This window comes from Bdellovibrio sp. (genome assembly GCF_047637665.1).
GTDB lineage: Bacteria > Bdellovibrionota > Bdellovibrionia > Bdellovibrionales > Bdellovibrionaceae > Bdellovibrio.
Genome location: NZ_JBLJBT010000016.1, coordinates 134971 through 160894, shown reverse-complemented (window position 1 = coordinate 160894; position 25924 = coordinate 134971). Strand labels below are relative to the sequence as shown.

The 25924-nt window shown below is 46.6% G+C and carries 19 protein-coding genes; 9 read left to right on the top strand and 10 right to left on the bottom strand.

All coding sequences use genetic code 11. The features are described 5' to 3' along the window. Positions 1 to 187: 187 nt before the first annotated feature. Genes ACM64D_RS04670 through ACM64D_RS04655 form a run of 4 tightly spaced genes read right to left on the bottom strand, consistent with a single transcriptional unit; the run spans position 188 to position 5872 of the window. Positions 188 to 1888 carry a hypothetical protein gene (locus ACM64D_RS04670; RefSeq protein ID WP_415062023.1) on the bottom strand — a complete coding sequence of 567 codons (1701 nt, stop codon included), beginning with the start codon at positions 1886 to 1888 and terminating at the stop codon, positions 188 to 190. Then, entirely contained in the window at positions 1885 to 3699 is a 1815-nt protein-coding gene (locus ACM64D_RS04665; protein WP_415062022.1) for a DUF2334 domain-containing protein, read from the bottom strand. The genes ACM64D_RS04670 and ACM64D_RS04665 overlap by 4 nt, the downstream gene beginning before the upstream one ends. Further along, positions 3696 to 5093, bottom strand: coding sequence for a glycosyltransferase (locus tag ACM64D_RS04660; RefSeq protein WP_415062021.1), 1398 nt, complete (start codon positions 5091 to 5093; stop codon positions 3696 to 3698). The genes ACM64D_RS04665 and ACM64D_RS04660 overlap by 4 nt, the downstream gene beginning before the upstream one ends. Next, the gene (locus ACM64D_RS04655; protein ID WP_415062020.1) at positions 5093 to 5872 is read right to left on the bottom strand and encodes a hypothetical protein; all 780 of its coding nucleotides are present in this window, start codon (positions 5870 to 5872) and stop codon (positions 5093 to 5095) included. The genes ACM64D_RS04660 and ACM64D_RS04655 overlap by 1 nt, the downstream gene beginning before the upstream one ends. Before the next feature lie 117 nt (positions 5873 to 5989). Here ACM64D_RS04655 and wecB point away from each other — a divergent pair, with 117 nt between their 5' ends. From wecB to ACM64D_RS04620, 7 genes are all read left to right on the top strand, one after another. Beyond that, complete coding sequence (wecB, locus tag ACM64D_RS04650; RefSeq protein WP_415062019.1) at positions 5990 to 7153, top strand: non-hydrolyzing UDP-N-acetylglucosamine 2-epimerase; 1164 nt, start codon at positions 5990 to 5992, stop codon at positions 7151 to 7153. A gap of 49 nt (positions 7154 to 7202) precedes the next feature. Then, positions 7203 to 7595 (top strand): hypothetical protein, encoded by a 393-nt coding sequence (locus ACM64D_RS04645; RefSeq protein WP_415062018.1) that lies wholly within the window; start codon positions 7203 to 7205, stop codon positions 7593 to 7595. Positions 7596 to 7623: 28 nt separating this feature from the next. After that, complete coding sequence (locus ACM64D_RS04640) at positions 7624 to 8571, top strand: hypothetical protein (RefSeq protein ID WP_415062017.1); 948 nt, start codon at positions 7624 to 7626, stop codon at positions 8569 to 8571. A 116-nt stretch (positions 8572 to 8687) separates the two neighbouring features. After that, positions 8688 to 9167: a hypothetical protein gene (locus ACM64D_RS04635; protein ID WP_415062016.1), complete on the top strand. Its 480-nt coding sequence runs from the start codon at positions 8688 to 8690 to the stop codon at positions 9165 to 9167. Position 9168: 1 nt separating this feature from the next. Next, a complete protein-coding gene (locus tag ACM64D_RS04630) occupies positions 9169 to 10047 on the top strand; it encodes a trypsin-like serine peptidase (protein WP_415062015.1) in 879 nt (292 codons plus the stop codon). Between the two features lie 54 nt (positions 10048 to 10101). Continuing rightward, positions 10102 to 12246, top strand: coding sequence for an ATP-binding protein (locus ACM64D_RS04625; protein ID WP_415062014.1), 2145 nt, complete (start codon positions 10102 to 10104; stop codon positions 12244 to 12246). A 41-nt stretch (positions 12247 to 12287) separates the two neighbouring features. Beyond that, entirely contained in the window at positions 12288 to 13268 is a 981-nt protein-coding gene (locus ACM64D_RS04620; protein WP_415062013.1) for a Fic family protein, read from the top strand. Between the two features lie 93 nt (positions 13269 to 13361). Here ACM64D_RS04620 and ACM64D_RS04615 read toward each other — a convergent pair whose 3' ends face one another. The 5 genes from ACM64D_RS04615 to ACM64D_RS04595 all read right to left on the bottom strand — a co-directional run bounded on the left by ACM64D_RS04615 (position 13362) and on the right by ACM64D_RS04595 (position 20982). After that, the gene (locus tag ACM64D_RS04615) at positions 13362 to 16766 is read right to left on the bottom strand and encodes a 6-bladed beta-propeller (RefSeq protein WP_415062012.1); all 3405 of its coding nucleotides are present in this window, start codon (positions 16764 to 16766) and stop codon (positions 13362 to 13364) included. Positions 16767 to 16948: 182 nt separating this feature from the next. Next, positions 16949 to 17401 carry a YiiD C-terminal domain-containing protein gene (locus tag ACM64D_RS04610; RefSeq protein ID WP_415062011.1) on the bottom strand — a complete coding sequence of 151 codons (453 nt, stop codon included), beginning with the start codon at positions 17399 to 17401 and terminating at the stop codon, positions 16949 to 16951. Next, entirely contained in the window at positions 17392 to 18231 is an 840-nt protein-coding gene (locus ACM64D_RS04605; RefSeq protein WP_415062010.1) for a rhodanese-like domain-containing protein, read from the bottom strand. The genes ACM64D_RS04610 and ACM64D_RS04605 overlap by 10 nt, the downstream gene beginning before the upstream one ends. A 340-nt stretch (positions 18232 to 18571) precedes the next feature. Next, positions 18572 to 20050, bottom strand: coding sequence for a lysine--tRNA ligase (gene lysS / locus ACM64D_RS04600; RefSeq protein WP_415062009.1), 1479 nt, complete (start codon positions 20048 to 20050; stop codon positions 18572 to 18574). Between the two features lie 8 nt (positions 20051 to 20058). Further along, positions 20059 to 20982, bottom strand: coding sequence for a class I fructose-bisphosphate aldolase (locus ACM64D_RS04595; protein ID WP_415062008.1), 924 nt, complete (start codon positions 20980 to 20982; stop codon positions 20059 to 20061). Between the two features lie 194 nt (positions 20983 to 21176). Between ACM64D_RS04595 and ACM64D_RS04590 the strand changes: the two genes are divergently transcribed. Further along, positions 21177 to 21737 (top strand): NifU family protein, encoded by a 561-nt coding sequence (locus ACM64D_RS04590; RefSeq protein ID WP_415062007.1) that lies wholly within the window; start codon positions 21177 to 21179, stop codon positions 21735 to 21737. Further along, positions 21724 to 23067 (top strand): MATE family efflux transporter, encoded by a 1344-nt coding sequence (locus tag ACM64D_RS04585; protein ID WP_415062006.1) that lies wholly within the window; start codon positions 21724 to 21726, stop codon positions 23065 to 23067. The genes ACM64D_RS04590 and ACM64D_RS04585 overlap by 14 nt, the downstream gene beginning before the upstream one ends. Here the strand turns inward: ACM64D_RS04585 and ACM64D_RS04580 are convergent. After that, a complete protein-coding gene (locus ACM64D_RS04580; protein WP_415062005.1) occupies positions 23064 to 25862 on the bottom strand; it encodes a hypothetical protein in 2799 nt (932 codons plus the stop codon). The two genes, ACM64D_RS04585 and ACM64D_RS04580, sit on opposite strands and share 4 nt — an antisense overlap. Between the last annotated feature and the right edge of the window lie 62 nt (positions 25863 to 25924).

Sequence of the window (25924 nt, the reverse complement as noted above, 5' to 3'; positions counted from 1 at the left end):
TTAGGTTGATGCAAAAAAGATCCTTATTTCCAATATAAGCCATCGAGGGCTCACACTTTGGCACGTCCCGACGGCGGAAAAGCAAAGGGCTGTAGAGATGATTGGATGGAAGGCCATGATGCACTGTAGACCGAAAAAGTCACCAGGCACCTTTTGTGGGGCCACCGGGGGGGTGGCCTTTTGGGGGTTAGTGTTTGATTTCGGCGGAGAGGGAGAATGTGCCTTGGGGGGTGATGAGGTGGCCTTGGTTTTTTCGGAGGCGAAGGTGAGAGAACTCTGACAAGGAGCCGTCGCGAGAGGCTGTCAGATACAGAGCGCCACCGTTTACTTGAGAGCCCATTTCAAAGGAGTGATCAACACCCTCCCCGATGATGCGTCCCATGTAGTGTCCTCCCAAAGAGCTCACGGTCAGATTCACAGCAATTGTTTTTCCCGCCGCATCCTTCAAAACACCATGATAGAAACCTTCATAATCAAAAGACTCTGCGGCTTCTTTCATTAGATCTTCGTAGGCCTCGGTCATGACGCCCGCCATCTTCTGCGTATCTGGATTCGCGAAAGGATTAAAGAACTCAATCCCTCCTGGGATCGCATTAAATTTGACCAAAGAAGGGGCTGAAAAATCTGTCAAATCCAGGACGCGTTCCGAGGCAACAAACGTGCTTTTTTCAAAGTCCCAGCGAATGGTTTGATAGAGTTTACCAAACTCATCTCCCTCTTTCCACATCAAGGCCTCCAGTTGCATCTCACGAACTTTGACGATCATCAACGTCCACGCCGCCCCTTGAGCATCCTTCAATGAATAGCGCCCTTCCATTCCTAAAAGTCGAACCATCGCGGGAGCACCCATCGCTCCGACCCAAGAGTTGATATCAGCTACTTCTTTCGCCATACCAATTTCACGAAGTTTGCCGACAAACTCTCGAGAGGATTCAAAATAGCTTTGAATGTACTTGTCTGAAGGAAGTTTTTTAAAAGAGTTCCATCGCGTGGCCAGATCATGCAACTGACCCACACTGAGAAGATCCAACAAACTTCGCAACTCTTCGGCCTGGAAGGGCTCTTCTAAATGGATAAAACGCAAGATCAAATCTTCACTGATCTCACCAATCCCTTTAGGGATCGCGACAGGAATATCCATTCCATCTTGCGCGACCACCGTCGCTAATGCCTTGAGACGGCCACTATAGACATGAGCCTCCCCTTTGGTGTCTTCTTTCAAAGAATAAATTTCAGTGGAAAGAAGAATCATATAATCCATATACCCAGCAGGACTGCGCAGCTTGCCGATCCAGTGCTGCACATCTTCATTCGAAATGTCAGGCTGACGTAAAAACTTTAAAGCCACGTTAGACAAGATACGACGATAGCCCGTTTTCAAATGATAATATCGAGGAAACCGCGTCTCGACGTAATTCAAAAGAATTTCAACATTGTCACTGGCAGAACGGACTTTATCCATATTCTTAAGAGATCCGATCTCAACCTCGACCTGATCCATATAGCGAACCGCCACATCCAGATTCATCCACTTGTGATAATAAAGAAGACGTTCCTCTTTGGCTTCGGCAATATCCAACCAGCGAATTCCACTATCGACCATCTGTGCCCCGAGATTCTCCACAGCCCCTGGATAGATCTCGTCCAGATTAAAACGAATGGCCAATTCTTTAAGACCATCCAGCAAATAGAAATAGGAATCAAAAACCTCCGGGTAGCCCATCTCCTGAATATTGTTCTCAAGATCCATCAAGACCTCGCGCAACTCGATGCGGCCCTGAGAGGCTTTAAACATCAACTCGTCTGCAGGCGGTAAGCCCCCGTCGTTCCCCCAGGAAAACCCAGGAGTCAGCAGCAATGCCAGTAAGAACGCTCTTAAAATCATCATAGACCTACCTCCGTATAGATCGGTTCAGGACGAATCGTCCGTGTGTTTGCATCCAAAAACGTATTTATGTCGATAAAGGTGTAACCGAGCTTTTTGATTTCTTGGACAAGGTAACGAATTTCTCGAGGGTCCCCCGGCTGGTGACCACGACCATCGTTGGCTGGGATGTCCAAAAGATAGGTGTGAAAAAAGAACGAGGCCCAGGCATCACGAAGCACTCGATTGCGTTTGGCGTCTTCGATGATCTGCTTCGCGGATCTGGTTCTTAGAACCTGTTCCGTCAAATAGTTCTGGGGATTTCCCAAACACTCGGGAATCAAACGTTGCCCATGCACATCTCCAAAAATTTCATAGGGGAAGAACTGCCCGCTCCATTTGTCGGCCAAATATTCGACATGAAGATCTTTAAAATACTCTTCACGCAAACTCTTTCCATCTGCGGAGTTCGTGGCGTAATGCAATCTGGGATCATCGCCAGAGCGAATTTCTTTTTGCAAAAGAGATTCCTTCAAACCGCTGGCCTTAAAGTTATAGTAGATGACCCGTCCCACATTCCACGGAAAGACTTTTCCAAAAATGATGTAATCCAAAGGACTGGCCTGATAATGAGGTGTCAACCACATGCGCGTCGTCACCCCGGCTTTGTTCATCGAATGCCAACCATCATCAAAGCGACTTAAAACATAGTTCACACTGTCTTCCTGCAAAGGCGCATTTCGAACGGCATCCCAAAATTCAAAATCTTCACCAGAAGCCCCGTTAAAAGGGTTGATGTGACTTTGATACTGATGAGTGATTCCGTGCATGATGAAATTGGCATTGAGAGCTTTCATCTCATTGAGGAAAGTCATAAAGGACTTTTTTCGCTCCATCGGAACAAACTCTTCGTTCTCGGCTCGACCATAGCGATAAAGAGGATCATAGAAAATCGGAATCAAAGAAATATTGATCGGCACTTTCTCTTCTTTAAGAACGTTGATCAATCCATAGAGAAATCCCAGATTCGACACAGGATGAATATCTTCGATTCTGACAAAGGCATATTTCCCGTTATGACGAGGCTGAGCCCCGAGAATATCAAAAAGAACGTCGGCAAAAACCAGATACCGATCGGCTTCATGGATATAGGCAAAGGGAACATCGGCAACGAAGAAGCGATTCTTGGATCTGACGATATAAGGAATCACCTCTTTCGTCCCCGTATGCCGGGCCTCCGCCAAAGTTTCAAATTTTGAAAGATCCGTGGGCATCAATTCGGTCTGCTCATAGGGAGCAATAAAGTGCCCCGGCTCTTTGCGACTCCACTCTGCAAATTTATAGAAGGTTTCTCCTTTATAAAGAATTTCTTTGAAGAACGTTGGCTGTTTCTCTTTATCAAGAAGATGTTTATCCAAAGTCGTGAGCCGCACATAACGTAAGCCCATTTCTTTATCGAGCTGATCGCCCAGTTGCCAGATGTTATATCCTAGCCATGCGACATTCTTTTGGGTTTTTAGATAGTCTTCCAAAAAAGCCCGGGGAATTTTATTATCAAAGTATGAACCAATATAAATATTAGCCTGGCACTTATCCAGTCCTCCGGCTTGATAGGACTCAATGGGACTTACAATCTGTTGATATTCTGGGAAGTGCCCCAAAAGATTTTGCAACATGACGGAATAACTTTTTCCCATCCAATAATCTGGTTTTTCCGTTTTGTCGTAGTAGATATTCACGCACTGGACTTCCTGATGATTGGTGAATCCTAAAATCGTGGCCAATGATAAAGTGGCCATCGTTCCTATAGCAATGGAAACATCCTTGATTCTCATTGTGTTTGTACCTCCACTTCCTTACCAAAATGGGCAGGAAGCCGATGATCTGTTTTTACCCAGGCAGGCTTCTGCCCGGTCTTTAAACTGTGTCGATAAGTTCGATGGGCTTTGATCGTGGCCGCAACGTTCACAACATTAGCAACAAGCCATCGCACCGGAACCATCAAAGCCTGAGTCCAACCGTTCACCCTGCGTACGGCCCACATCCGCTGAAACACTCTTAACAACATATTCACCGCATTTAAGACAATAAGAGTGTCGAAGACAGGGTTGTTCAACATTTCGGGGACTCGACCAGATAAAAGCCTAAACCCCGCAAGACCCAAAAGCACTATCACCGATAAAATTACAAGAGCACTGTTGAGCGGTCCTTTGCGATCGCGCAAAAGAAAATAGCGATCCACCCAACTTCCTTGCCATTGAATGTTATCTAAACCTTGATATGCAATCCCCAGGGTCCAACGTGATTTTTGACGAATGCTTGCAAAGAAATCCGAAGGGAAATACTCGCGGGTCGCTATAAACTCTTTACTTCCCCGAGGCATCTCGATTTGCACGCAAAGAAACCGACTTCGGAAACCCATAATTTTGGTCATGATCCCTAAGTGATAGTCTTCTGTTAGGGTGTCTTCTTTGAGAAAATTCCCCCCTTGTAAAAGCATCGCACTGAGCATGAGTTCTCTGGATAACAAAGTTCCGACTCCGGCGGAGGGAATTGCCGCCCCCAGTTCTTGCCGGACCAGCAGGTCTTTCGTATGCGATTCACTGAACTCGTCAATATAAACCCCCGCTACCAAAGACCGCTTGGGCACATCGAATGAAAAAACCGGAATTTGAATAAACTCGGACTGACTGCTGAACTGATTTAAAAGTGTCAGCGAGTACGGGTGAAGCACATCTTCAGAGTCTTGCATTAAAAACAGATCGTACTGAATCCCCGAAACGACTTCGGATTCCAAAATTCTTCGCGCCATCTCGTTAAGCATTTGCCCCTTGGAGGTCGGCCCCTGCATGGAATTAACCACCACCATCACTCGCTGGGGGAACAGCTCTTCCAGTTTTTTTGCTTCTCTCCATGTCTCTGTGTCGTTGGGATAAACGCCCAAAAAGAAAGTGTAGTTCTCGTACTTGATGCCGCGAATATTCCCGCGAATCATCGGAGCAATCACTTCTGCTTCCTTCCAGTTAGCAATCATAATCGCGATGTTCTTCTGCCGAGTTTCCGTCATCCCCATCAATTCCTTGAGGCTGATCCGGCGAGGTTTAAGGCGACGGACCAAGGCCACCAAATCAATAAACAAATCATCCAACGTAAAAACAAACGTCACCGTGACAACGGCGTAAACCAGATTCACAAAGAGTTGTTCGAATTCAATGCCCGCGATGTTCATTAGAAATTCCCCCCAACCACCAAAAGACCTTCCGTTGAGGCGGAAGATTCATCTTGTCTAAAATTGTGATAGATAAGTCCGGCCACACTCCATGAATCATTGGCCCACAAAAGGCGCGCGCCACTTCGCCCTTGGGTCAAAGAAGGTCCCAGATCTGCAGAGCGACTTTCACGCAAAAAGAGTTCGACATAGGGATCCAGATAAAGATGCGACACAAGGTTCATGCGATATCCTTGTTTCAACCACAGAGTTGAAACTGGAGTGCTTGAAAGCCGAGGCAGATAGGCACTTTCGGCATAAACCTCCGTGAACACGCCAGGGAGCTTCACGGGCACCCAAGACCAGAAGTCGCCGAAGCTCAGAACGGCGCGAGGGTCCCACTCGCTTTGTTTTTCTGTTTGCGACAGGTTCATCCGCACTCCCCCTTGCAAAGAAAGAGATATTTTTCGCAGATAAGTCATCTGCACACCTAAAGCGGGATGGAGTGTGTTATCAAAATACTTATTTTGAGCCCCGGGCGTCTGATACTGAAGGGAGACTCCCAAATAAGGACGAAGCTCCCAGTGTTCATCTTGCCAAATGGAAATGTAAGAACGCAGTCGACTTTCTGTGACGACGTCATATTTTTGGTAGTAAGTACTTTCCGAATAAAGTTCTTGCCGAAACTTTTTTACTAACTTGTAAGACATCGCCTCTTCAGCTTGGGAAGCTTGAGACAAAGACGTCATCAAGACAATAAGACCTACAACGTACAAAACACATCTCGATGAGATTTTCATAATTCACCCACAAAAAGTTGAATCAACGCTAATCGAGGACCTTTGAGAATAGTAATTAAACTGATGTAACAATAATAAAGTTGCCAAAGAATAATCCCCCACCATAGTTTACGACGCATGAAAAACATTGTTGTTGTATTCGGAACGAGACCTGAAGCCATCAAACTTGCCCCTTTTATTCTTCAAGCAAAAAGCGATCGCCGCTTTCGCACTTATGTTTGCTCTACGGGACAACATCGCGAAATGCTTAAGCCTCTCTTAAACTTTTTCGACATCACTCCGGATTTTGATTTGGATTTGATGAAACCGGGACAGTCACTGGCGGACATTTCTATTGGCGTTATGAGAGGACTTCATGACATCTTAAACACTCACAAGATGGATGCCGTTGTGGTGCAGGGAGATACAACGAGTTGTTTTATTGCAAGCCTGATTGCTTTTTATCATAAGGTGCCGGTCATGCATGTCGAAGCGGGTCTGCGCTCTGGAGACATCTACTCTCCTTACCCGGAGGAATTCAATCGCAAGGCCACAGGGCTTGTGGCCTCTTTGCACTTTTCGCCAACCGAACCCTCACGCGAGAATCTTCTCCGCGAACACTATCCCGACGAAGATATTTATGTTACCGGCAATACTGGGATCGACGCGCTCTTCACGGTCATTAAGAAGTTAGCGGAGTCCCCTGAACTCAGAGCCTCGCTGGATAAAACCTATTCTTTTCTTAATCCTAAAAAGAAGTTCATTTTAGTCACGGTCCATCGTCGCGAATCTTTTGGAACCCCTATGGAAGAGGTCATGAAAGGATTGGTCTCTTTATCTCAAAGAGAAGATGTTGAACTTCTAATTCCTCTGCATATGAATCCCCAGGTGCGGGCATCCGCAGAAAAGATCTTCGGTGCGCACGCCCAATGGATCGACAAAGGTCATCCTGTGCACATGGGACAAAGTCGCATCTGGCTTTGTGAGCCTGTCGACTATGTTCCCTTCGTTTATCTGATGAATCGAGCTCATCTTATCATCACGGATTCTGGGGGTGTGCAAGAGGAGGCCCCATCGCTGGGAAAACCCATTCTTGTCGCGCGAGAGAAAACCGAACGCCCCGAGGCCATTGCCGCGGGCACTTCAAAGCTTATTCCTCTGGAAGAAAAGGCTTTCGTAGCTACGGCGGCTGAAGTCTTAGATAATCCCGAAATCTATCGCCGGATGTCTCAAGCTAAAAATCCGTTTGGCGATGGAAAAGCCTGCGAGAGGATTTTAAATATTATAGCGGAAAGACTTTGACATTAAGCCATCATGGGACCCAATCTAATTTAGCTGGGGGATTGTTTTGATGGATAACACTCATAACGGAAGAAAAGTTCTGATCGTGGGAAACGTCAACGACGAACGTCGCAGTGAGGGCTTTGTTTATGTCCAAGACTTTTCGCCATCGGATCGAGTTCTTCAAGCGCTAAAGAAGCTGGGCCTTTTCTGGGGGATCGCCATTTTATCCATTCTTATCCCGGTCTTTCACTTTGTGACTGTGCCCCTGTTTTTCTTTCTTGGATTATTCTTCGCCTTTCGAAGCTATAAAGCTGAGGGCAAAGTCTTAGGCGGAGAAACTGTCTGCCCTCATTGCCAGTATCCGGTAAAAATTAAGTCCACCGAACTGCAATGGCCCCTGTCAGAAATTTGTCAAAACTGCGCACGAGTGGTACGCATGGAACGAAAAGAAGTTGTGTAATCTGGCATAGTTCCTCTATGCTATTTAAATGAATAAAGTCGGTTTCTTTTTTGTTTTCAGCCTTTGGCTTCCCCTGACCGCTAACGCTTTTGAACTTGCTGCGGGCTTAACTCCTCCGAAACAGCAAAAAATTCTTATCAATTATTCAGGCCTATTTCATGACAAGTCAGATTTCCCTCAAGAGCGGGCTTCGACCTCCTATCAAACCGCCGATTTTTCGATTCCGGTCTACAAGTCGGAGGTCGATTCCGTCACGGTTTCTCTGAGCGGAACGCAGTTCTCAGTTCGCCCTGCGCAGAACAATTTTTCTGAGCTCTATGATCTTAAGTTAGGCTTGGGATACACCAAAGCTTTGGATGAACAACGTTTGTGGTCCGCCTCTGCCCGCTATGGTTCAGCCAGCGACAAACCCTTTGAAGCGGCCAATGTCACGACTTTGGGAATGACTGCATTCTATTCGTTTCCGAGTGACGAAACCAGCCGCTGGTTGCTTTTGGTGGACTATTCAAACAACCGCCCGATTCTTAATAATATCCCACTGCCGGGATTTGCTTATTTCTATTATCCTTCTAAAGAATTCCGCGCGGTGTTCGGAGCCCCCTTTGCTTCCATCAACTGGAATTTCAGCGAAAAATGGGTCTTGGATCTTTTTGCTTTAGTTCCTTGGATTCTTAAAAGCTCTCTCAGCTACAAACTCAATGAATATGCGCGAGTTTACAGTGGAATTGACTTCTCGCAGGTCACTTACTATTTGTATGGCCGCCAAAATGAAAAAGATCGTCTTTTTTATGACGAAAAGAAGATTTTTCTGGGACTAAAGACTCCATTGTCTAAAAATATTTTTGCAGAGATCGAGGCCGGCCATGCCTTTGATCGATCCTTCTTTATTTCTGAGAACTATACGACGAATCCAGATGCGCCCGTGGATATTGGGAACGCTTATTACGGAAAACTCTCCGTAAAAATGTTTTTCTAGCCTCCCGCCCTCCCTTAGGATCGCCTCCACCGTCAAATCTTTTGACACCCCTGAAATCGTTTCCCTCTGAGAGCTTCCCTTGGGATGCTGGAGCGCTCGTCTGTTATATTGTCGGCATGAAACGACTCGCTCTTTTACTCTGCCTTCTTTTAGCTTATTCAGCCCCTGGTTTTGCCAAGGTTCCCGCGTGCATGGACAAGAAAGAACGCCTTGAATTCAATGAAAGTCAGGTTTTAACTTGGCGGGATTTAATGGAGAAGAAATTCACCGCTCGCGCTTTCATCAAAGGCGTCATCGTGCGCATCATGGAGGACCGCCAAAAGCATGTTCATTTTGAGGTGGATCTTGATGCCGATCTTTCCACCAATGACGATCGCATCGAAGTCATTTACAACACCAAGTTTGGTCCCCTTCCCGAAAACCGTTCTGGAGATGAGCTTATCGCCTGTGGAGACTTTGTTGCTGACCCCTATTCGCCATTTAAAGCGGTTATTCATTGGTTGCATGTCAGCCCCAAAAAGAGCGCTCACGATGACGGATATTTAGCGATAAACGGTGTCGTCACGGGACTGATCGACTCGAAGTCGGGGCAATAAAATGAATTACATCCTTCTTCTTCTGCCCTTTGTTTTGATAGCCTGCGCTCCTGTCGCCCCCGAGGTCGATCTCTCTCAAACTTCGGCTGTGATCTACCACGAGGACACACGCCAGGAGGTCGAAAAAAACAGTTCCGTGTCATCTCTAGCGCAAGCCACCGTCACTCTTGTCGAGGGACGACTTATCTCTCAAAATGCCGACACCACGTGGTCCTTGGGGACACGGCCTCTAGAAAAAAGCTATCCCCTTTGTGCAGATGAGAAGTTCTTAAAGCAACCCGTCTTGGGATTTTGTTCTGGCGTTTTAATTGCCCCCGACAAAATTCTGACCGCCGGGCATTGCGTCGCCGAAAAAGACATCTGTAAAAATACAAAGTTTATCTTTGGCTGGGATCTAGAAAGATCTCAACACAAAACCCTCGCAAACTCTGAGGTCTTTCACTGCAAAAATATTTTGCGCCAAGAAAATAACCGCAGCAAAGGCATCGACTATGCCATCATTGAATTGGATCGCCCCGCGAAGGGAATACAACCTGTCAGTATTGCCAAGGATGCACTTAATAAACGCGGTGATTTAGTTTTAAGCCTTTCTTATCCGATGGGACTGCCTCTGAAACAAGATATCGGCAAAGTCCTTGAAAACGCGGACGGGTCCTACACTCTCAAAGTGGAAGTCGACACCTTTATGGGAAGTTCGGGCTCTCCGCTTTTTAATGGCAAGGGCGAACTCCTTGGCATCTTGAGTAGTGGCATGGAAGATTTTTTGGAAGATGACATCTATCGGGTTCAATCCGAAGGCGGCTGTATTAACTTTCATCGCTGTAAAAATGGGACCTGCTTTGGGGAGAGGTTCTTTAAAACTTCAAACATTGACCTTTAACAAAAGAATCAGTCCGTTTTAGTCAGACGCCGTTATCTTTTCTAGACTGCATCCATGAACACAAAGCGCCTGCCTTGGTGGACCTGGGTTGTCCCATTCCTAGTATTGATTCTCGCCACTCTGGCAAGCCGCCAGTTCGTGGTCGCTCAAGGCATCTATTGGATCTACTTTCCCGTCAATATTGCCATTGCCATGAGTCTTTGGTGGGGCCCACGGGTTCTGATGGCGGTCTATCTCAATGCACTTTTCGCCGCCCCCCTCTTGGGTCTTCCCAATCCCCTCCTCTATCCGGTCTATGCAGTTCCTGAAACCCTGGAGGTCTTCTTTGCCTGGATGCTGGTCCGTGAACGCTTTAAGCTTATGACTTGCTGGAGACCGAACCCAAAAAACATCAGTCTTTTCTTTGTCTATGGCCTTCTGATTCCGTCTATTGTGAGTTCCATTGCTATTCAAACGCTCTTTGTCTTAACTGGGGTGACCGACAAGTCCCAACTTCTATGGTTTTCTTTGGTGACAATCATAGGAGATCTCACGGGGGCCGTTCTTATTTGTTTGCCTCTTCTTATTCTTATGACTCCCATTCTATATAGATCCGGACTGTCTTACTTCCCCAATAACTCTTTGCCCCCTTTACGCTTAGATCGGGTTCCTCGAAAAGAAAAATTCCTTTGGGTGGCGATCTTGGCAGGAAGCCTCGTATTGGGGATCTCCCTGCCTCTTTCTCAAACTTGGTATGTCTATGGAATACTTATCTTGATATCCTCGGCCTGGTATGGACTTTATGCCGCACTCTTAATCAACACCTGGATCATGGCTATCACCGTGATCCTTCCTAAGTTGTTGGGTCTTCCCTGGGCAAACGATCCCGTCTTAATCCACACCCCCGCAACACTGCTGACGCTGTGTTTTTGTTCTCTGGTGACCGGATCTGCAGTCACCTCTTTGACCGGAAAACTCGTCACCATCCGAGAAACAGAACGAGAATTGAAAACCGCCAAAGAACAAGCGGAAGAGGCCTCTTTGGCAAAATCAGAGTTTCTAGCGAGGATGAGTCATGAGATTCGCACACCTCTGAATTCGGTGCTAGGAATGTTAGAGCTTTTAAAAGAGACTCAACTTTCAAAGGATCAAGAACGTTATCTCACGCTGTTCAGTCATGCCGGAGAAAATCTAAAAGCATTGATCAATGATCTCCTGGACTTTTCAAAAATTGAAGCCAAGGCTTTGACGGTAGAAAATACCAGTTATGATTTACACTCCACCATCCGCAGCGTGTTTGAAATTCTGCAGATCAAAGCCGAAGAAAAGGGATTGAACTTCATACTGAATATCAGTCGCGAAGTCCCCAAATACCAATGGGGAGATCCCACTCGCGTTCGTCAGGTTCTTTTTAATCTTATCGGAAATGCCTTGAAATTCACCGACGAGGGAGCCGTTCAAGTCGCAGTCAAAATTGTACAAGAACGAGGAGAAAAGTTGCTCATCGAGGTGCAAGACACCGGCATTGGAATTCCTCGAGAAAAACAATCAGGCTTGTTTTCCCCTTTTTTTCAGGCAGACCCTGGAATCACGCGAAAATATGGCGGAACAGGTCTGGGTTTGGTCATTTCAAAAAATCTGGTCGAGATCATGGGTGGCAGTATGGATGTCAAAAGTCTTGCAGGGCGAGGAACCACCTTTCGAATTTATCTTCCCCATCGTCCCGATCTAAACCCGCGAATCGAAAAAAAGGCCTCTGTCGAGACCTCCTGGGCCGACCTCTTCCCCCATCGCCGTTTTAACCTTCTGCTGGTCGACGATTCAGAGGACAATCGCGTTCTGATGATTCACTACCTAAAAAACCTGCCCTTTGATTGTGACGAGGCCAAAAACGGAGAAGAGGCGGTCGATAAATTTAGAAAGAACAAGTACGACCTGATTTTTATGGACATGCAAATGCCCATCATGACGGGCTATAAAGCCACGGAGCTGATTCGCTTTTGGGAGAAAGAAAAAAACCTGACTCCGATCCCGATCATCGCCCTCACGGCCACGGCTGTCGTGGAAGATCTTCAACGGGCCCTTGCCAGTGGCTGCAATTCTTACGCGGTAAAGCCGGTGAAGAAAAGTGAGATCCTGGAAATTCTCACTCAAAGTTTAACCACAAAAACACCCATGAGCGAGGCTTTTAAAGAGCCTCCTGGACCAGCTCCATCGTAAATCTCATTGAAAATGATAGTATCATTTGATAGTATCATTTGATGCTAGAAAAGCCCCCCTTTCAGATAACCTTAAAGATTCTAAATCTCATCTCCCAAACCCAGGAACTTGTGGGGGAACTTAATGGTTTTTCGGCACAAAAACCTTCGGTAAAACTTCGCAAGGAAAATAAAGTCCGAACCGTACATCATAGTTTGGCTATTGAAGGAAATTCTCTGACTGAAGAACAGATGACTGCCATTCTTGAAAACAAAAGAGTCATAGGGCCAAAAAAGCAGATTATTGAAGTTAAAAACGCTCTTAAGTTGTATGACTCCCTGGAACAATACAACCCTCTTAAAGAAAAGGACCTGCTGGCCGCACACAAAGCCCTTATGTCAGATCTTGCGAAAGATGCGGGAAGGTTCAGAACAACATCTGTCGGAATTTTCAAAGGAACCACCGTGAGCCACGTGGCCCCATCCCCCAAGCAAGTCCCCCATCTTATGGGAAAGCTCTTTGATTTTCTCACTAAAGACAAAAACACTCCTTGGCTTATTAAAGCTTGCGTTTTTCACTATGAGCTTGAGTTTATCCATCCATTTTCTGACGGAAACGGACGCATGGGCAGACTCTGGCAGCAACTTCTGCTAATGAAACAATCCCCTATTTTCGAATACCTCTCCACAGAGACTCTGATTCATCAAAGACAAAGGGAGTACTATAAGATCCTGGAGCAGTGTGATCGCGCGGGGGACTCAACATTATTTATTGAATTTTCGCTTGAGAATATCCTTAAGAGTCTCGAAGAATTCAAAGCCTCTTATCGCCCTAGCAAACCCAACATCTCAAATCGAATTGAATATGCGATGGCGCACTTCAATGGAAAAACATTTTCAAGAAAGGACTATCTTGAAATCCACAAGAGCATTTCTACAGCCACAGCTAGTCGAGATCTGGCACAAGCCGTAAAGGACGGTTCTCTGAAAAAAATGGGTGAAAAGGCCCAGGCCGTTTATTCGTCAAAAAATACTAAAGCTTAACTACAAATCCTGCCGTTCATAACGATCTTATCTTTTTAAATTCGAATGAGTACCTGAGAGCTACAAGCCTTTGCCATCAGTGATTTTTCATTGCTACTGCAACAAATACCATCCACCATAGCTTTCTAACTTCACAATACGACTCATCCTTCTATCCAAAATCAGGATGCCACCATTCCCACTAACAATTCCTTGGTAATCAAAAGGAAAGCCATAGAAATTTTGATCAAGGGACCGCATCGACGTATGCCATGTCAAATAGTTATCGCCGGCATAAAAATAGTGAAGCATATTGCTCTGAGCTCCACCACTTCCACACACCAAAAGATAACCACCGTTAAACAGCATCGCGCGAACGTTGTTCACATCTATTGTGCCACTTATATCCAGATCACTTCCTAAAGTATTTCCAGCCAAATCATAAACATTTATTCCTGTATCAGAAAGCATATAAATTCGATCTTGATATACACTCATTTTCTCCGCTGCCCCAACGTCCTTGATATAATTTCCATCATTGTCCGTTTTTGTAATCCATCCACCACTTCCTACATAAAGACCCCCTGCTGAATCACTGCGTATCATCATTAAGCCACTTGCGGATCTGGATGAAATGAAGCCTCCAGAAGAGGTGAACTTCTTGATACGATTATTATCCAGGTCAATGACCTGAATATTCCCGTCGCTATCAATAGTAATACTGAAAGGTCTATTAAACTCAGTATTTCCGGTTCCCTTACTGCCAAAGGATAAAATAAAATTACCACTGGAATCAAATTTCTGAATACGGTGATTGCCAGTATCTGCAACATAGATATTTCCTGATGCATCCGTCGCAAAATCTTCCGGGTTTTCAAAATGGCCCAACTTAGCAGAAGCACTACCAAAGGAGTCTAAAAGGCCTCCAGAAGGCGAATACTTTCGAACAGCTCCTTCAGCATCCCTACTCACGGTAACATATAAATTGTCACTACTATCAACTGCCAAACCGGTCACATAATCGACAGTCAGTTTAAACAAAAACGTTCCTGCCGGACTAAACTTCTGAACTCTTGGATGTTCCGAGACATAAATATTTCCACCAGAATCAACGGCGAGTCCCGCACTTGCCGCAGATATCTGACCATCACCCGTTCCTGCCACTCCAAATTTACTTTTGTAAACCCCTGCCGAATCAAATCTTTGGATACGATTATTACCCCTTTCAAGGACATAGATATCACCACCAGAGCCTAACGTGAGAGAAATAGGTAAATTGAATTTTCCATCGGCACTGCCTAAAGATCCGAACTGACTTAGGTAATTGCCCGTCGGAGTAAAGACTTGCACTCGATGATTGTTCGTATCCGCCACCAAGATGTTTCCATCAGATGCAAGAGCTATTGAATTGCCATTCTTTGCACCAAGCAAAGGGGAAAGCTGACCAGGACCTGTCCCTGGGTATCCAAATTGAAATTTATAATTTCCTTGTGAGTCAAAAACCTTGATACATGAATTGCCGGTATCATAAATATAGATGTCTCCGGACGGATGACGAACAATACCACTTTGAGGAACACTAAACTTGCCGTTTGTACTGCCTTTGCCACCGAAACTTAAAACTGGCTCGCCTGTGGCGGAGAACTTACGAAATATTCCCTTGAACCAATCCAGCGTATAAACAAAACCATCTCCATCAACTGTTACACTGACTGGCGCATCGAACAGGAGATTCGAACCAATTGGGAATTTAGAATTAAAAGCCACCGAAGAACTTTTCGGAGCAGAAATCAATCCATAACTGTTCTTTACCCACGCATAAAAAGTTTTAATTTCTTTTCCATCATCTTCCAATGGCGTGGAGGCTGGCAGCGGCGTCGAGTTCCAAGTACAACTATCAGGTGCCGAGACTCTGAACTGAATACACCACTGTGTGTGATGTGACGCTACAAACGACAAAGAAAGGCTATTTTGTGCGAACGCCGTGTTTTGAAACACCGATGTCGTTATTTGAAAATCAGAAATCAAAGGACGATGCACCACCGGAATAGAGACTTCATCTATATTACCAAGACTGTCTTGGACTCTTAAAACCAGAGTCTCGGGATTTGCTGGAGCTATATAGGACCACCCAGACAGATTGCCTGCCCCGGAAACAACAAAGAAATTATAAGGAGAAACACCTCCTGCGACATCCATGGACAGACTTTCCCCCGTCGCAACGACAGAAGAAAGCGTTACGATTCTCACCGCTGGATTCACGAAGATGGTACGAGAACTTGTATTCCCTTTGGAGTCAGTGACGACAATTACACCAGCACCACCTGTTCCTGGCGTATAAACACCTGTCGTGGCATTAACACTCCCTGGACCCGATGCAAGAGCATATGAATACGGCGGAACACCATTCACCCCCGAAACCGTCGACGTGTTATTTTCCGTGATGGTAGAATGCGACGCTGAAGCCGTTAGAGCCTGATTGACCGTTACTAAAACATCAAAACTTCGCGGAGTGGAGTCCGTTACTCGCAGAACAAATGTGCCCACAGCTAAAGCTTCTGCCGTGACCGTTGTCCCCGTAGAACTGACGATCGCTCCCGTGACACCATCCCCATTAGAAATTTCAAAAACATAGGGCGCCGGTCCCCCGCCCGCAGTGAAAACTTGCGTATTTCCCACAGCCAAGGTCACAGCTGTCGGCATAAGGCTGACTCCTTGTTGAATAGTGACTTGAGTTGATGACGAGTTCCCGAGAGCATCACTGACGACAACCGTCGCGGTTCCCGAAGAGGCGCTGGCCTGATAAAGACCATCACTAAACCCTATCGAGCCTCCTCCCAAGAGCACGGAATAGCTAAGAGGAGGAACACCACCAGTTGCCGAAAAGGGCTGTGTCGTCATTGTATAGATAGAAGAATTAGCAGGAGAAATCTGCAAAAGAGCGTTTGTGGTGATGTCGATTGCAAACGTATGATTTGCTGAATCAGAAATGTGGATCGTCGCAGTCCCCATGAACCCCTGAGGTTCATAATTCCCCGATGCGCTAATCACTCCACCTCCGCTAACCACTGAGTATGAGTAACCCGCAATCCCCCCTTGAGGGACCACCGTCGCCGCATTATTTAAGGCAATCACTGGAGTTGCAATACTCGCTGTTAAACCGGGAACAATATTAACTGTAAAGTGAGAAGAATTCCCCGCAGAATCAGTCACCTTAATAACCACAACTCCTGGTGAAGACGGCGCCGTATATGTGGACGAGTCTGAGATGCTTCCCCCGCCTGACACCACTGTATAGGTGTAAGGCTCAACACCACCAACGGGGTTCAAAGCACTCGACTCGCCAACAACAATACTGGAAGGATTACTTGCTTCCGGGAACTGAATAGAAGAGCCGCTGAGAATACTTGCCAGATCGGCGGTCATATTTCCACAGGCAGAAAGGAAAACAAAGATCGCAGAAAGGAAGAGGAAACGGACTGCCCTCATGAGCAACGAACAATGACTAAGGTGTTTCATAAAGAGGCAATCTCCTTGTTTCCATTACGTACATTTAAGAAGAACTCAATGCGAGCCCATCACATCTTTGTATTCTTCGGAGAAACAAGAAAATTACTTAATGTTTATAGAAAATAATCGTACTCGAAGCAGTCAGCAGAGCGGGGACCCCTATTTTGTTTGATAAGGTCCCCTATTGATTCTCATTTCTTTACAACAAACACACCCATCAGCGTGGCCTTTAGAACGCCATCCGCGCCCAATATTCGCGTCGCAAGGGCTCCCCGAACTTTGCCTTTAGTATTAAGCTCAGCGAAGAACTGATCCTCTTCCTCGAGAGAAGAAAACTGGCACACAACTTCAAAATCCGTATCCACAGGGCGCAGATACTGAATCTCGCCTTTGGCTATCACAATATTTTCAGTCGGAATATGTCGTTCATGAAGACCGGCAAGCACTAAGGCATAAGAAGCCAACACTCCCGTAGCGTAAAGACTTCCCCCAAAGGCGGTCCCTTTGTGATTCTTGTTTTTCTCTAAAGAGACCTTAAAACGAACTTCATGAGAATCTATTTTAACAACTTCAATTCCCAAGTGCTGATAAAGAACAATTTTATCCTTTAAAATACGAATGAGTTCTTGAGAGTCTACTTCCATTGTTCATATCCTCCGGCCACATTGCTGACTCTTTTGTAGCCAAGAAACTGCAAAGCATAAGTGACCGCGCCGGAGCGCACACCATGATTGCTTACCACAAAAATCATGGCCTCTTTAGGAATTCCTTTTTCACGAAGAAGCCCCTCGATTTTTGACTGAGGCAGACCCTTGCCATCAAAGAACTCTTTCCACTCAACATTGTACACAGAGGCCTTCACCCCTTTTTCAATCGAAAGATTGCGAAGTGCAAACTCTTGCGAAGAACGCACGTCCAAAATCACCGCACCTGGCTTAGCGATCTGCTTTTTGAAGTCTTTGATATCCGTGACTAAAGATTCACTTTCCTGCGGCTTCCAATAAGATTTATTCTGAATAAGCGGCGCTTCCTTGGCTGTATTCATCTCTCGATAGGAAGTATGCACCAGCGTATAAACATCTTTGACTCCTAAAACCTTCAAAGTCCAAGCAACACGCCCCTCTTCACCGCCCCCTTGAGCCCCTTTTCCCAAAACAACAACCTTGGTATCAGGATCAATCCCCACCAAAGCCAAACGGCGAGCCAAAGAAAAAAGATCCCCCTGCAAAAGCCCCCGAGAGCGAGGACTGTTTTGCGAAAAATCTTCCCACCGAACATTGATCGCGCCTGGCACATGCGCCAAATTAAATTCAAAAGCCGGCCGAGCATCCAAGATAACAGCCTTCTCTTTCAAAAGCTTTTCCGCCGTCACCCCTTCACTGATCACAGGCTCTTGAACTGAAATCTTTGTCGGCTTTTGCTGACAGGCTGATGCCAAGAGAACTGCGACTACAATTAAGACATATCTTTTCATTCTACCCTCCGATTACTTTTCGGATTCATGTTAACTAATGAACTTCCGTCATCTACCCCATCTGAGCATCCTGACAATCGGGCGACCCCGAGCCCCCTTTCCCGAGCATCCAGCTCGGGAAACCAAAAATCCAGGGGAGATTCATTGGCATTAAATAGACCGGTCGTCGTGCCTTCTCTTTGCTGGGAGCCCCTTCCTTCCCTTACGCTAGCGGCCCGAGTTCCGCAGCAGCCTCTCCCAAAGGGAGGGCGTCCGCGAGGACTGTCTGAGGGCCGCTGGCGTGAGGGAAGGAAGGGGCTCCCGGCAAAGAGAAGGGGGCCACAAGCCCCCTTCGTAATTCCTATTTAGTAATTCTCATCGTCGGGAAGAAAATGATATCCCGAATACTAGGTCGATCGGTCAAGAGCATCACGATGCGCTCGATGCCGATTCCCACTCCGCCCGTTGGCGGCATTCCCGCATCAATCGCCAACAAGAAGTCCTCGTCCATAGGGTGCGCCTCTTCATCCGTCGCGCGTGACGCTTCTTGCTCTTTCAAACGCGCCAACTGATCCTCTGGATCGTTGAGTTCCGAATAAGCATTCCCGATTTCCATGCACGCTGCAAACGGCTCAAAACGTTCCACCAATCTGGAATCGCGGCGATGAATCTTCGTCAATGGAGAAATCTCTACCGGGTGATCCAACACAAAGGTCGGTTGCCACAAGTGCTGTTCTGCTGTGAGCTCAAAAAGCTCCATCAACATCTCACCACGCTTTCCAGGCTTGTCTTCTTTGCTGCCGTGTTTACGAGTCGCTTGGAAGATCTCTTCATCCGTCGCGTTTTCAGGATCAACCCCTGCATACTCACGAACGCCATCAAAAACCGTCAAACGTCTCCACGGAGGAGTGAAATCAATTTCTTTACCTTGGTAAGTGATCTTCATGCCGCCGGTCACTTTTTGCGCCAAAGTGGAAATGATCTCTTCAAACTGTTTCATTTGATAGTTGTAGTCGGTGTAGGCCTCATAGAACTCAAGCAATGCAAACTCTGGGTTGTGAGTTCTATCGATTCCTTCATTGCGGAAGTTCTTGCTGATCTCGTAAACTTTTTCAAATCCGCCCACGATCAAACGCTTCAAATAAAGCTCAGGAGAAATTCTCATGTAAAGCTTCATGTCCAAAGCTTTATGATGAGTTGTAAACGGAGTCGCTGCAGCTCCCCCGTAAACAGGTTGCAACGTCGGAGTTTCTACTTCCATGAAACCACGGTCGTCCAAGAAACGACGGATTTCTTTGATAATCTTAGAGCGAGTTTCAAAGACCTTGCGCGAGTCCGGATCTGAGATCAAATCCAAGTGTCTGTGACGATACTTGATTTCAATATCTTGAACCCCGTGGAATTTCTCGGGCAAAGGCTCAATTGATTTCGTCAAAATTTGAAAACTTTTAACGTAAATTGAGAACTCACCTTTTTGCGATTTAAACACAAAACCATTCACGCCGACGATATCACCCAAATCAACCAACTCAAACGCCGCGCGATCTTGTTCAGAAAGCTCTTCCGTTTTTACATAGACTTGCACGGTGCCCGTCTGATCCTGCATGTTGAAGAACGAAGCTTTCCCCATCGCACGCAAAGTCATCAAACGACCGGCAATACGATAAGCAAATTCAGGCTTCTTTTCACCGGGTTGCAAAGTCGCTGCGTGCTCGGCAACGATTTCTGCAATCTTCGCCTTATTCTCAAACACATAAGGATAAGGGTTGATGCCTTTCTCGCGAAGGGCATGAAGTTTTTTGCGTTTTTCGGCTCTTAAGGGGTTCTCATTGATCGACATTGAAGTTCCTATAGTTTTTTACCGGCAAAAGTTTCCATCACATTGTGCAACAATTGAATCGCTTCTTTCTTCGGACGTTGGAAGGCGTTACGACCCATGATAGAGCCGAAAGCTCCACCTTGTGCCAATTCAGAAACTTCCTTCAGAAGCTCTTCTGTGCCCTTGGCTTCTCCGCCAGAGAAAATCACAATGCGCTTTCCGTTGAAAGAAGATTGAACAACGTGACGGATACGATCTGCCATCGTTGTGACTTTAATACCTTGCTCTTGGTAAACCTTCGCTGCAGCCGCTTGTTCGATGTGTGCTGTTGGAGGTTTCACTTTGATAATGTGCGCGCCCAATTGAGCCGCAATGTGAGCTGCGTAAGCAACCACGTCAATCGCGGTTTCGCCTTCTTTGGATAATTGCTCACCACGAGGGTAAGACCAAATCACAACCGCAAGACCCGCTGCTTTCGCTTCACGAGCTGCCTGCGCGATTTCTTCATACTGATTTTTTCGCTCAGAAGATCCAGGGTAAATTGTAAAACCAATTCCCGCACAACCCAGTCGCAAAGCATCGTCGATGTATGAGGTCATCGCTGAAATCGGGCTTTTGTTGGTGTAAAGGGTGTCGGAGTTGTTGATTTTAAGAATCAAAGGAATCTCACCGGCATAATCGCGCGCAATAGCCTCCAATGCGCCAAGAGGAGCGGCATAGGCGTTACAGCCTGACTCAATCGCCAACTCAACGTGGAAAGCAGGATCATATCCATCTGGATTTTTCGCAAAAGAGCGAGCCGGACCATGTTCAAAACCTTGGTCGACAGGCAAAATCACCAATTTACCGGTGCCAGCCAATTTTCCGTGGTTCATCATACGAGCTAAATTCGTAAGTACTCCTGGATTGTCAGCTCCGTACCAGCTCAAAATCTCTCTAACTCTTGGCGTCATCTTTGTCTCCTCAAAACATGTGTAGAACTCAGCTATTGGCTCAAAACCAGGGTTTTGTTGTCTTCATAAAACCCCTTGAGCGCTGTAAAGTTATTGAGTTTTTCTAATATAATCAAGTGCGTCTCAAGGATTAACACGCTTGGCAGAAAAGACTCTGTGCTATAATGTTCCTTGTTCTTCATTTAGAGGTCCCTATGAGCACTAGTGTACAAACTCAGGTAACGTATGAACTAACCCCCAACCCGGCGACGATGAAGTTCCTTTTACATCGCCAGGTGACCTCCCAGGGTTTTGATTGCCCTACGTCTCAGGAGGCGGAACGCTCCCCTTTGGCCTCTAAAATCTTTGGATTTCCTTGGACCAGTTCCGTCTATGTGGGACCTGACTTCATTGCCATCACTAAGCAAGACTGGGTGGAGTGGGATCTTTTGGCATCCCCGCTTTGTGGCTTGATTCAAGAGCACCTCGAACGTAATGAACCTGTCGTGGTGGAGCTCGTGACAACCCCAGAAGACGACGCCAATGACTCGCCCATGGTTCGCAATATCAAGTCGGTGCTAAATCGAGAAATCCGTCCTGTTGTTGCCCTCGACGGGGGCGATATTGTTTTCTATAAATATGAAAATCAGATTCTTTATATCCGCATGAAGGGCGCTTGCTCTGGATGTCCAAGTTCTTCGATCACTCTTAAAGAGGGTATCGAGACACGCATGAAAGAACTTTTCCCGGAGATCCAAGAAGTTGTCGCGGTCTAAGTTTTTTCACGAAAGTAAATTACTGTCCAAACTTGCGGGCCCCATCATTGTCGGCCAAGTGGGACAAAATGTGATTACTTTAGTAGACACTCTTATGGTGGGCGCGCTTGGCTCCATCGCTTTAGGAGCCTCGGCTTTTGCGGGAAGTGTCTTCGTCGTCTTTTTGATTTTTGGCTTGGGGATGCTGGCTCCCGTCACGGCGCTTTTTGCGCGGATGCAGGGACAAGAAAACTATCCAGAGGGCGGCGTGCTTCTTAGGCACAGTGTTTTTATCGCCCTTGGGGTGAGTGCCCTTATCATTGGTCTGCTTTATCTGCTTCTGCCGAATCTTCATTGGTTTGGACAGACACCAGAAATTTTAACTCTGGGGGCTTCTTTTTTTGAAATCATCACTTGGTCGGTTCTGCCAAGTCTTCTTTATCAAACCTACAAACAGTTCACAGATGGGATCGGCAAAACGAAGGTCGCCATGTTTGTGATGCTCTTTGGCGTTCTTTTCAATATCGCCGGGAACTATGTCTTGATTCACGGTCATTATGGATTTCCCAAATTAGGTCTTAATGGGGCGGCTTATGCGACCTTGATGGCGCGCACCCTGATGGCGCTGATTATGATTGCTTATGTTCACTGGCATTCTCAGTTTAAACACTATTTGACGGAACGCTGGACTCATCGCTTCGACCATCATCTTCTTAAGAACATGCTGCGCCTGGGACTTCCCAATGGCCTGACTTTTGTTTTTGAGGTTGGCGCTTTTGCTTCGGCGGCGATTATGATGGGATGGTTTGGTGCCGCTCCCCTCGCCGCTCACCAAATTACTATTAGCTTAGCCAGCACCAGCTTTATGATTACATTAGGTATCGGCATCGCCTCAAGTATCCGCGTGGCTTATGAACTAGGACGTGGTGACTATTCGCTTGCTCGCTTTGCGGGATTCACGGCGATTAAGCTTGGTTCCTACTATATGGGTCTTTGTGCCTTGGGATTCTTTTTCCTTCGCCATTGGTTCCCCACGCTTTACGTGACAGATCAAGACGTCATCACGTGGGCAGCTCAGCTTTTAATCGTTGTTGCGATCTTTGAAGTCTTTGACGGCATTCAAGCCATTGCCATTGGAGCCTTGCGTGGCATGAGTGATACACAATGGCCGAGTGTCATCGCCTTTTTTTCTTATTGGATCATGGGCCTTCCCATTGGATATCTCTTAGCCTTCCACGGCGGTGCTGGCCCTGTCGGAATCTGGATTGGTCTTCTCTTGGGCTTGATCTGCGCTTCGATCTTATTGACGTTGAGATTTCATATACTCACAAAACGTTTTCTGAAATCTTAAGGGTGATAGACGCAGCGGAAGCCGCCATCGTTTGTGTAACCATACGGGGGAGGCATAGTCGCAGGATCATTCGCTCCTGTCGTGTAGTTCCGCCATGTAGCAAAGACCCCAGCTCCATCGGCATCAATGCAAGAACCGCCTCTCCAAATAGTCCCTGAGTATTGAACATTGATATAACCCAAACCACAATAGGGGCTTACCCCAAAACTTGCACAAATGCGACTGGTCCCGTATTTCTCTTTGAGAGGCGTAGTCCCTAGAGCCAACTGGGCCACATAACCGTCATAAGGACTGTATACGACAGCATCGAGATCCTTAACCACCTCTGTGGCATTTCCCGAAAAATCCCACAAAGTCTGATTGTAAGGAAGAGAGTGAGAACGTATTTGCGAAAGATCCACCATCAAATTAGGGTAAAAGGGAGCCGCTGTATTCACTTCTCTCGGTGGATTAAGATTATTATTTCCTCTGAATAATATTCCATCCCCCGTCCAGTTTACGCTTTGCTGAGCGATAAGTTCAGCAACAGTATTCCACTCCGTATTCGAAATCAGATCATAGTTCCCGCCAAGACTTTGGCATTTTGTCATGGCATCATTTCGCCCTAAGGCCCAAGGATATCCCGCAGCTACAAAACTTGGTAAATTACCCGCTCCCAGCTTCGCTTCAAACTGCCCCACACAAAAGGGCGCCACGGCGGGCATCGCTGGATTATAAATATATACAAACCCTGTCGGGCACAAGAAGCTCACAAAGGAACTCGTCACAACAGAACCAATATTCCCGGCGGGGTCCTGCGCACGAAGATCGACGTAATAGGTGGTTCCAGGCATCATATGAGTCACAAGATCCAAGCGTTGGTCAGAGACAACAGCTGTCCAGCCCTGCAACTCACTATTGCTGGAGGTGCGCACACGCGCAAACACGGTCACAGGCTCTGGCTCCCCTGCAGGAAGTTCGAAATGAATCATTGGAGTTCTAAAATAATAAGGGGACACCTGATTCAAGGTGAGCCCCGTCACAAATCCCGGTGGCTGCGAGTCGACCTTTATTCGATTTGATTTCAACCAATTTGCATTCACACCGTCATCAACAGGCACAGCCAAGGAGGCATTCACCGCCGAGTTCGCAATATCATTAATACTTCCGCCGTTTAAAGATACTCCCGCCCCTTCTACGCCCAACATCCCCGCGTACTGATTGGCCCCGACCACATACTGAAACTTCAATGTTTTTTTATCTGCGTCGGCCATCATCACAAAGCTCGCTTCTGCGGAGGTATTCAGTGCAAGTTTAGGAGTTCCCAAAACCGAGACGGCGCGATTATATACAACGTAAATATATATAGTTGCCCCTTGCATTTGCGTCGTATTCGGAACACTTCCATAAACCTTCACGATTTCAGGAACTGGATATTGCACTGTGAAAGAAAATCCATTATTGGAAGCCGCTATCACATTGCCATGAGAATCTTTGGCCTGAGCAAAAACCTTGTAGGTGCCACTTTGATTCAAAACACATCCGTCAAAAGAGAATTGAGTCACGGCCCCCGCTTGTAAAGGACAAATGACGGAGGCCCCGGCGCTATCCTTCACGACAACGTCATACGAGGCGGCTCCTGCTGCGGTACTCAGATCCACACGCAAGCCTAAATCAGTTAATACAGAGTCTGCAGTGACGTCAGCCCCACTGTTAGAGCGAACCCCAGAAATACTGAAAGCTCCCGGAGGAGTTGTGTCCTTTTCTAGCGACAAAAGACTTGTGCTGGTATTATTTCCCGCCCCGTCAGAGTGCGAAGCTTTGATTGTAAAGAGCCCCTCAGGAGGATTCACGTCCGCCTGAAAGGTGCCAACAGACGAACACGAGGTTTCAACAATAAAACTTCCGTTCAGTTCGATCTTAACTGGCAACAAAGACTCACTGCAATTTCCTTCAACTCGAATAGTACTTCCCGCAGTAAAGTGACTTGACGTAAACACCGTCCCATCCGAAGGTGACGAAATACTTAACACAGGAGCCATGCGATCAATAAGAATGGTTTTTGTCGCCTCTCCGTAGGCTCGATAAGAGTCCACTGTGTAGTGCTTCACCTTGATCACCGTGGAGCCATCAGCCCAAGCTGTATCGACACTTGCAACAACACTATAGGAGCCACTGGAACAAATCCCTTTAATCACCGAAGAAAAAGGCCCCTCGATCGCAACTTCAGCCCCCTCTTGCGAGCAGGAGCCCGAGATTCCATACGAACCCGGAGCAGCATTGGCGAGGTTGATATCCGAAGCAACAACACCCACCGTAGGTGCTTTGAACAGTGCCGACAACGTTCGATAGTAAACTGACGTTTCGCCGTACATATTTTTCACCATCCAGCGAATCTGAAAATCCTGACGACGATCCCCAGAAGTCGTGGGTGCCGAATACGGAGCGACATGGGTCAGAGGCAAATTGAACCTCACAGGGCCCCCGGAGCTGCAGCTAAAACTCGCGCCAGCAATAAGATCCGAAATCTTCTTCCACTCTTTTGTTTGAGGATTTTGGATTTCCATCATTTCAACAGTGCTTGAGCACGAGATCTCGATAGGAATGGACGACTCCGTTGCATCAGGAAGCATATCCCCATCACCGATGGCGTTGGTCACTTTAAATTCAGCTTTTGTTTTGGCGAGTTTATTCAGAACACCGACTTCGATTTTAGGATCAGAACACGCGGTGAGCATCAATAGCAACAGAGGGAAAAAATAATTTCTCCAAGAAAAACTTAAGGATAAGTCATGGCCCCAGGTCCCCAACCGCATACTAAACTTATCGGCTTTATAGACCTTAGATTGAGACCCATACTGAGATTATCCCATTAATT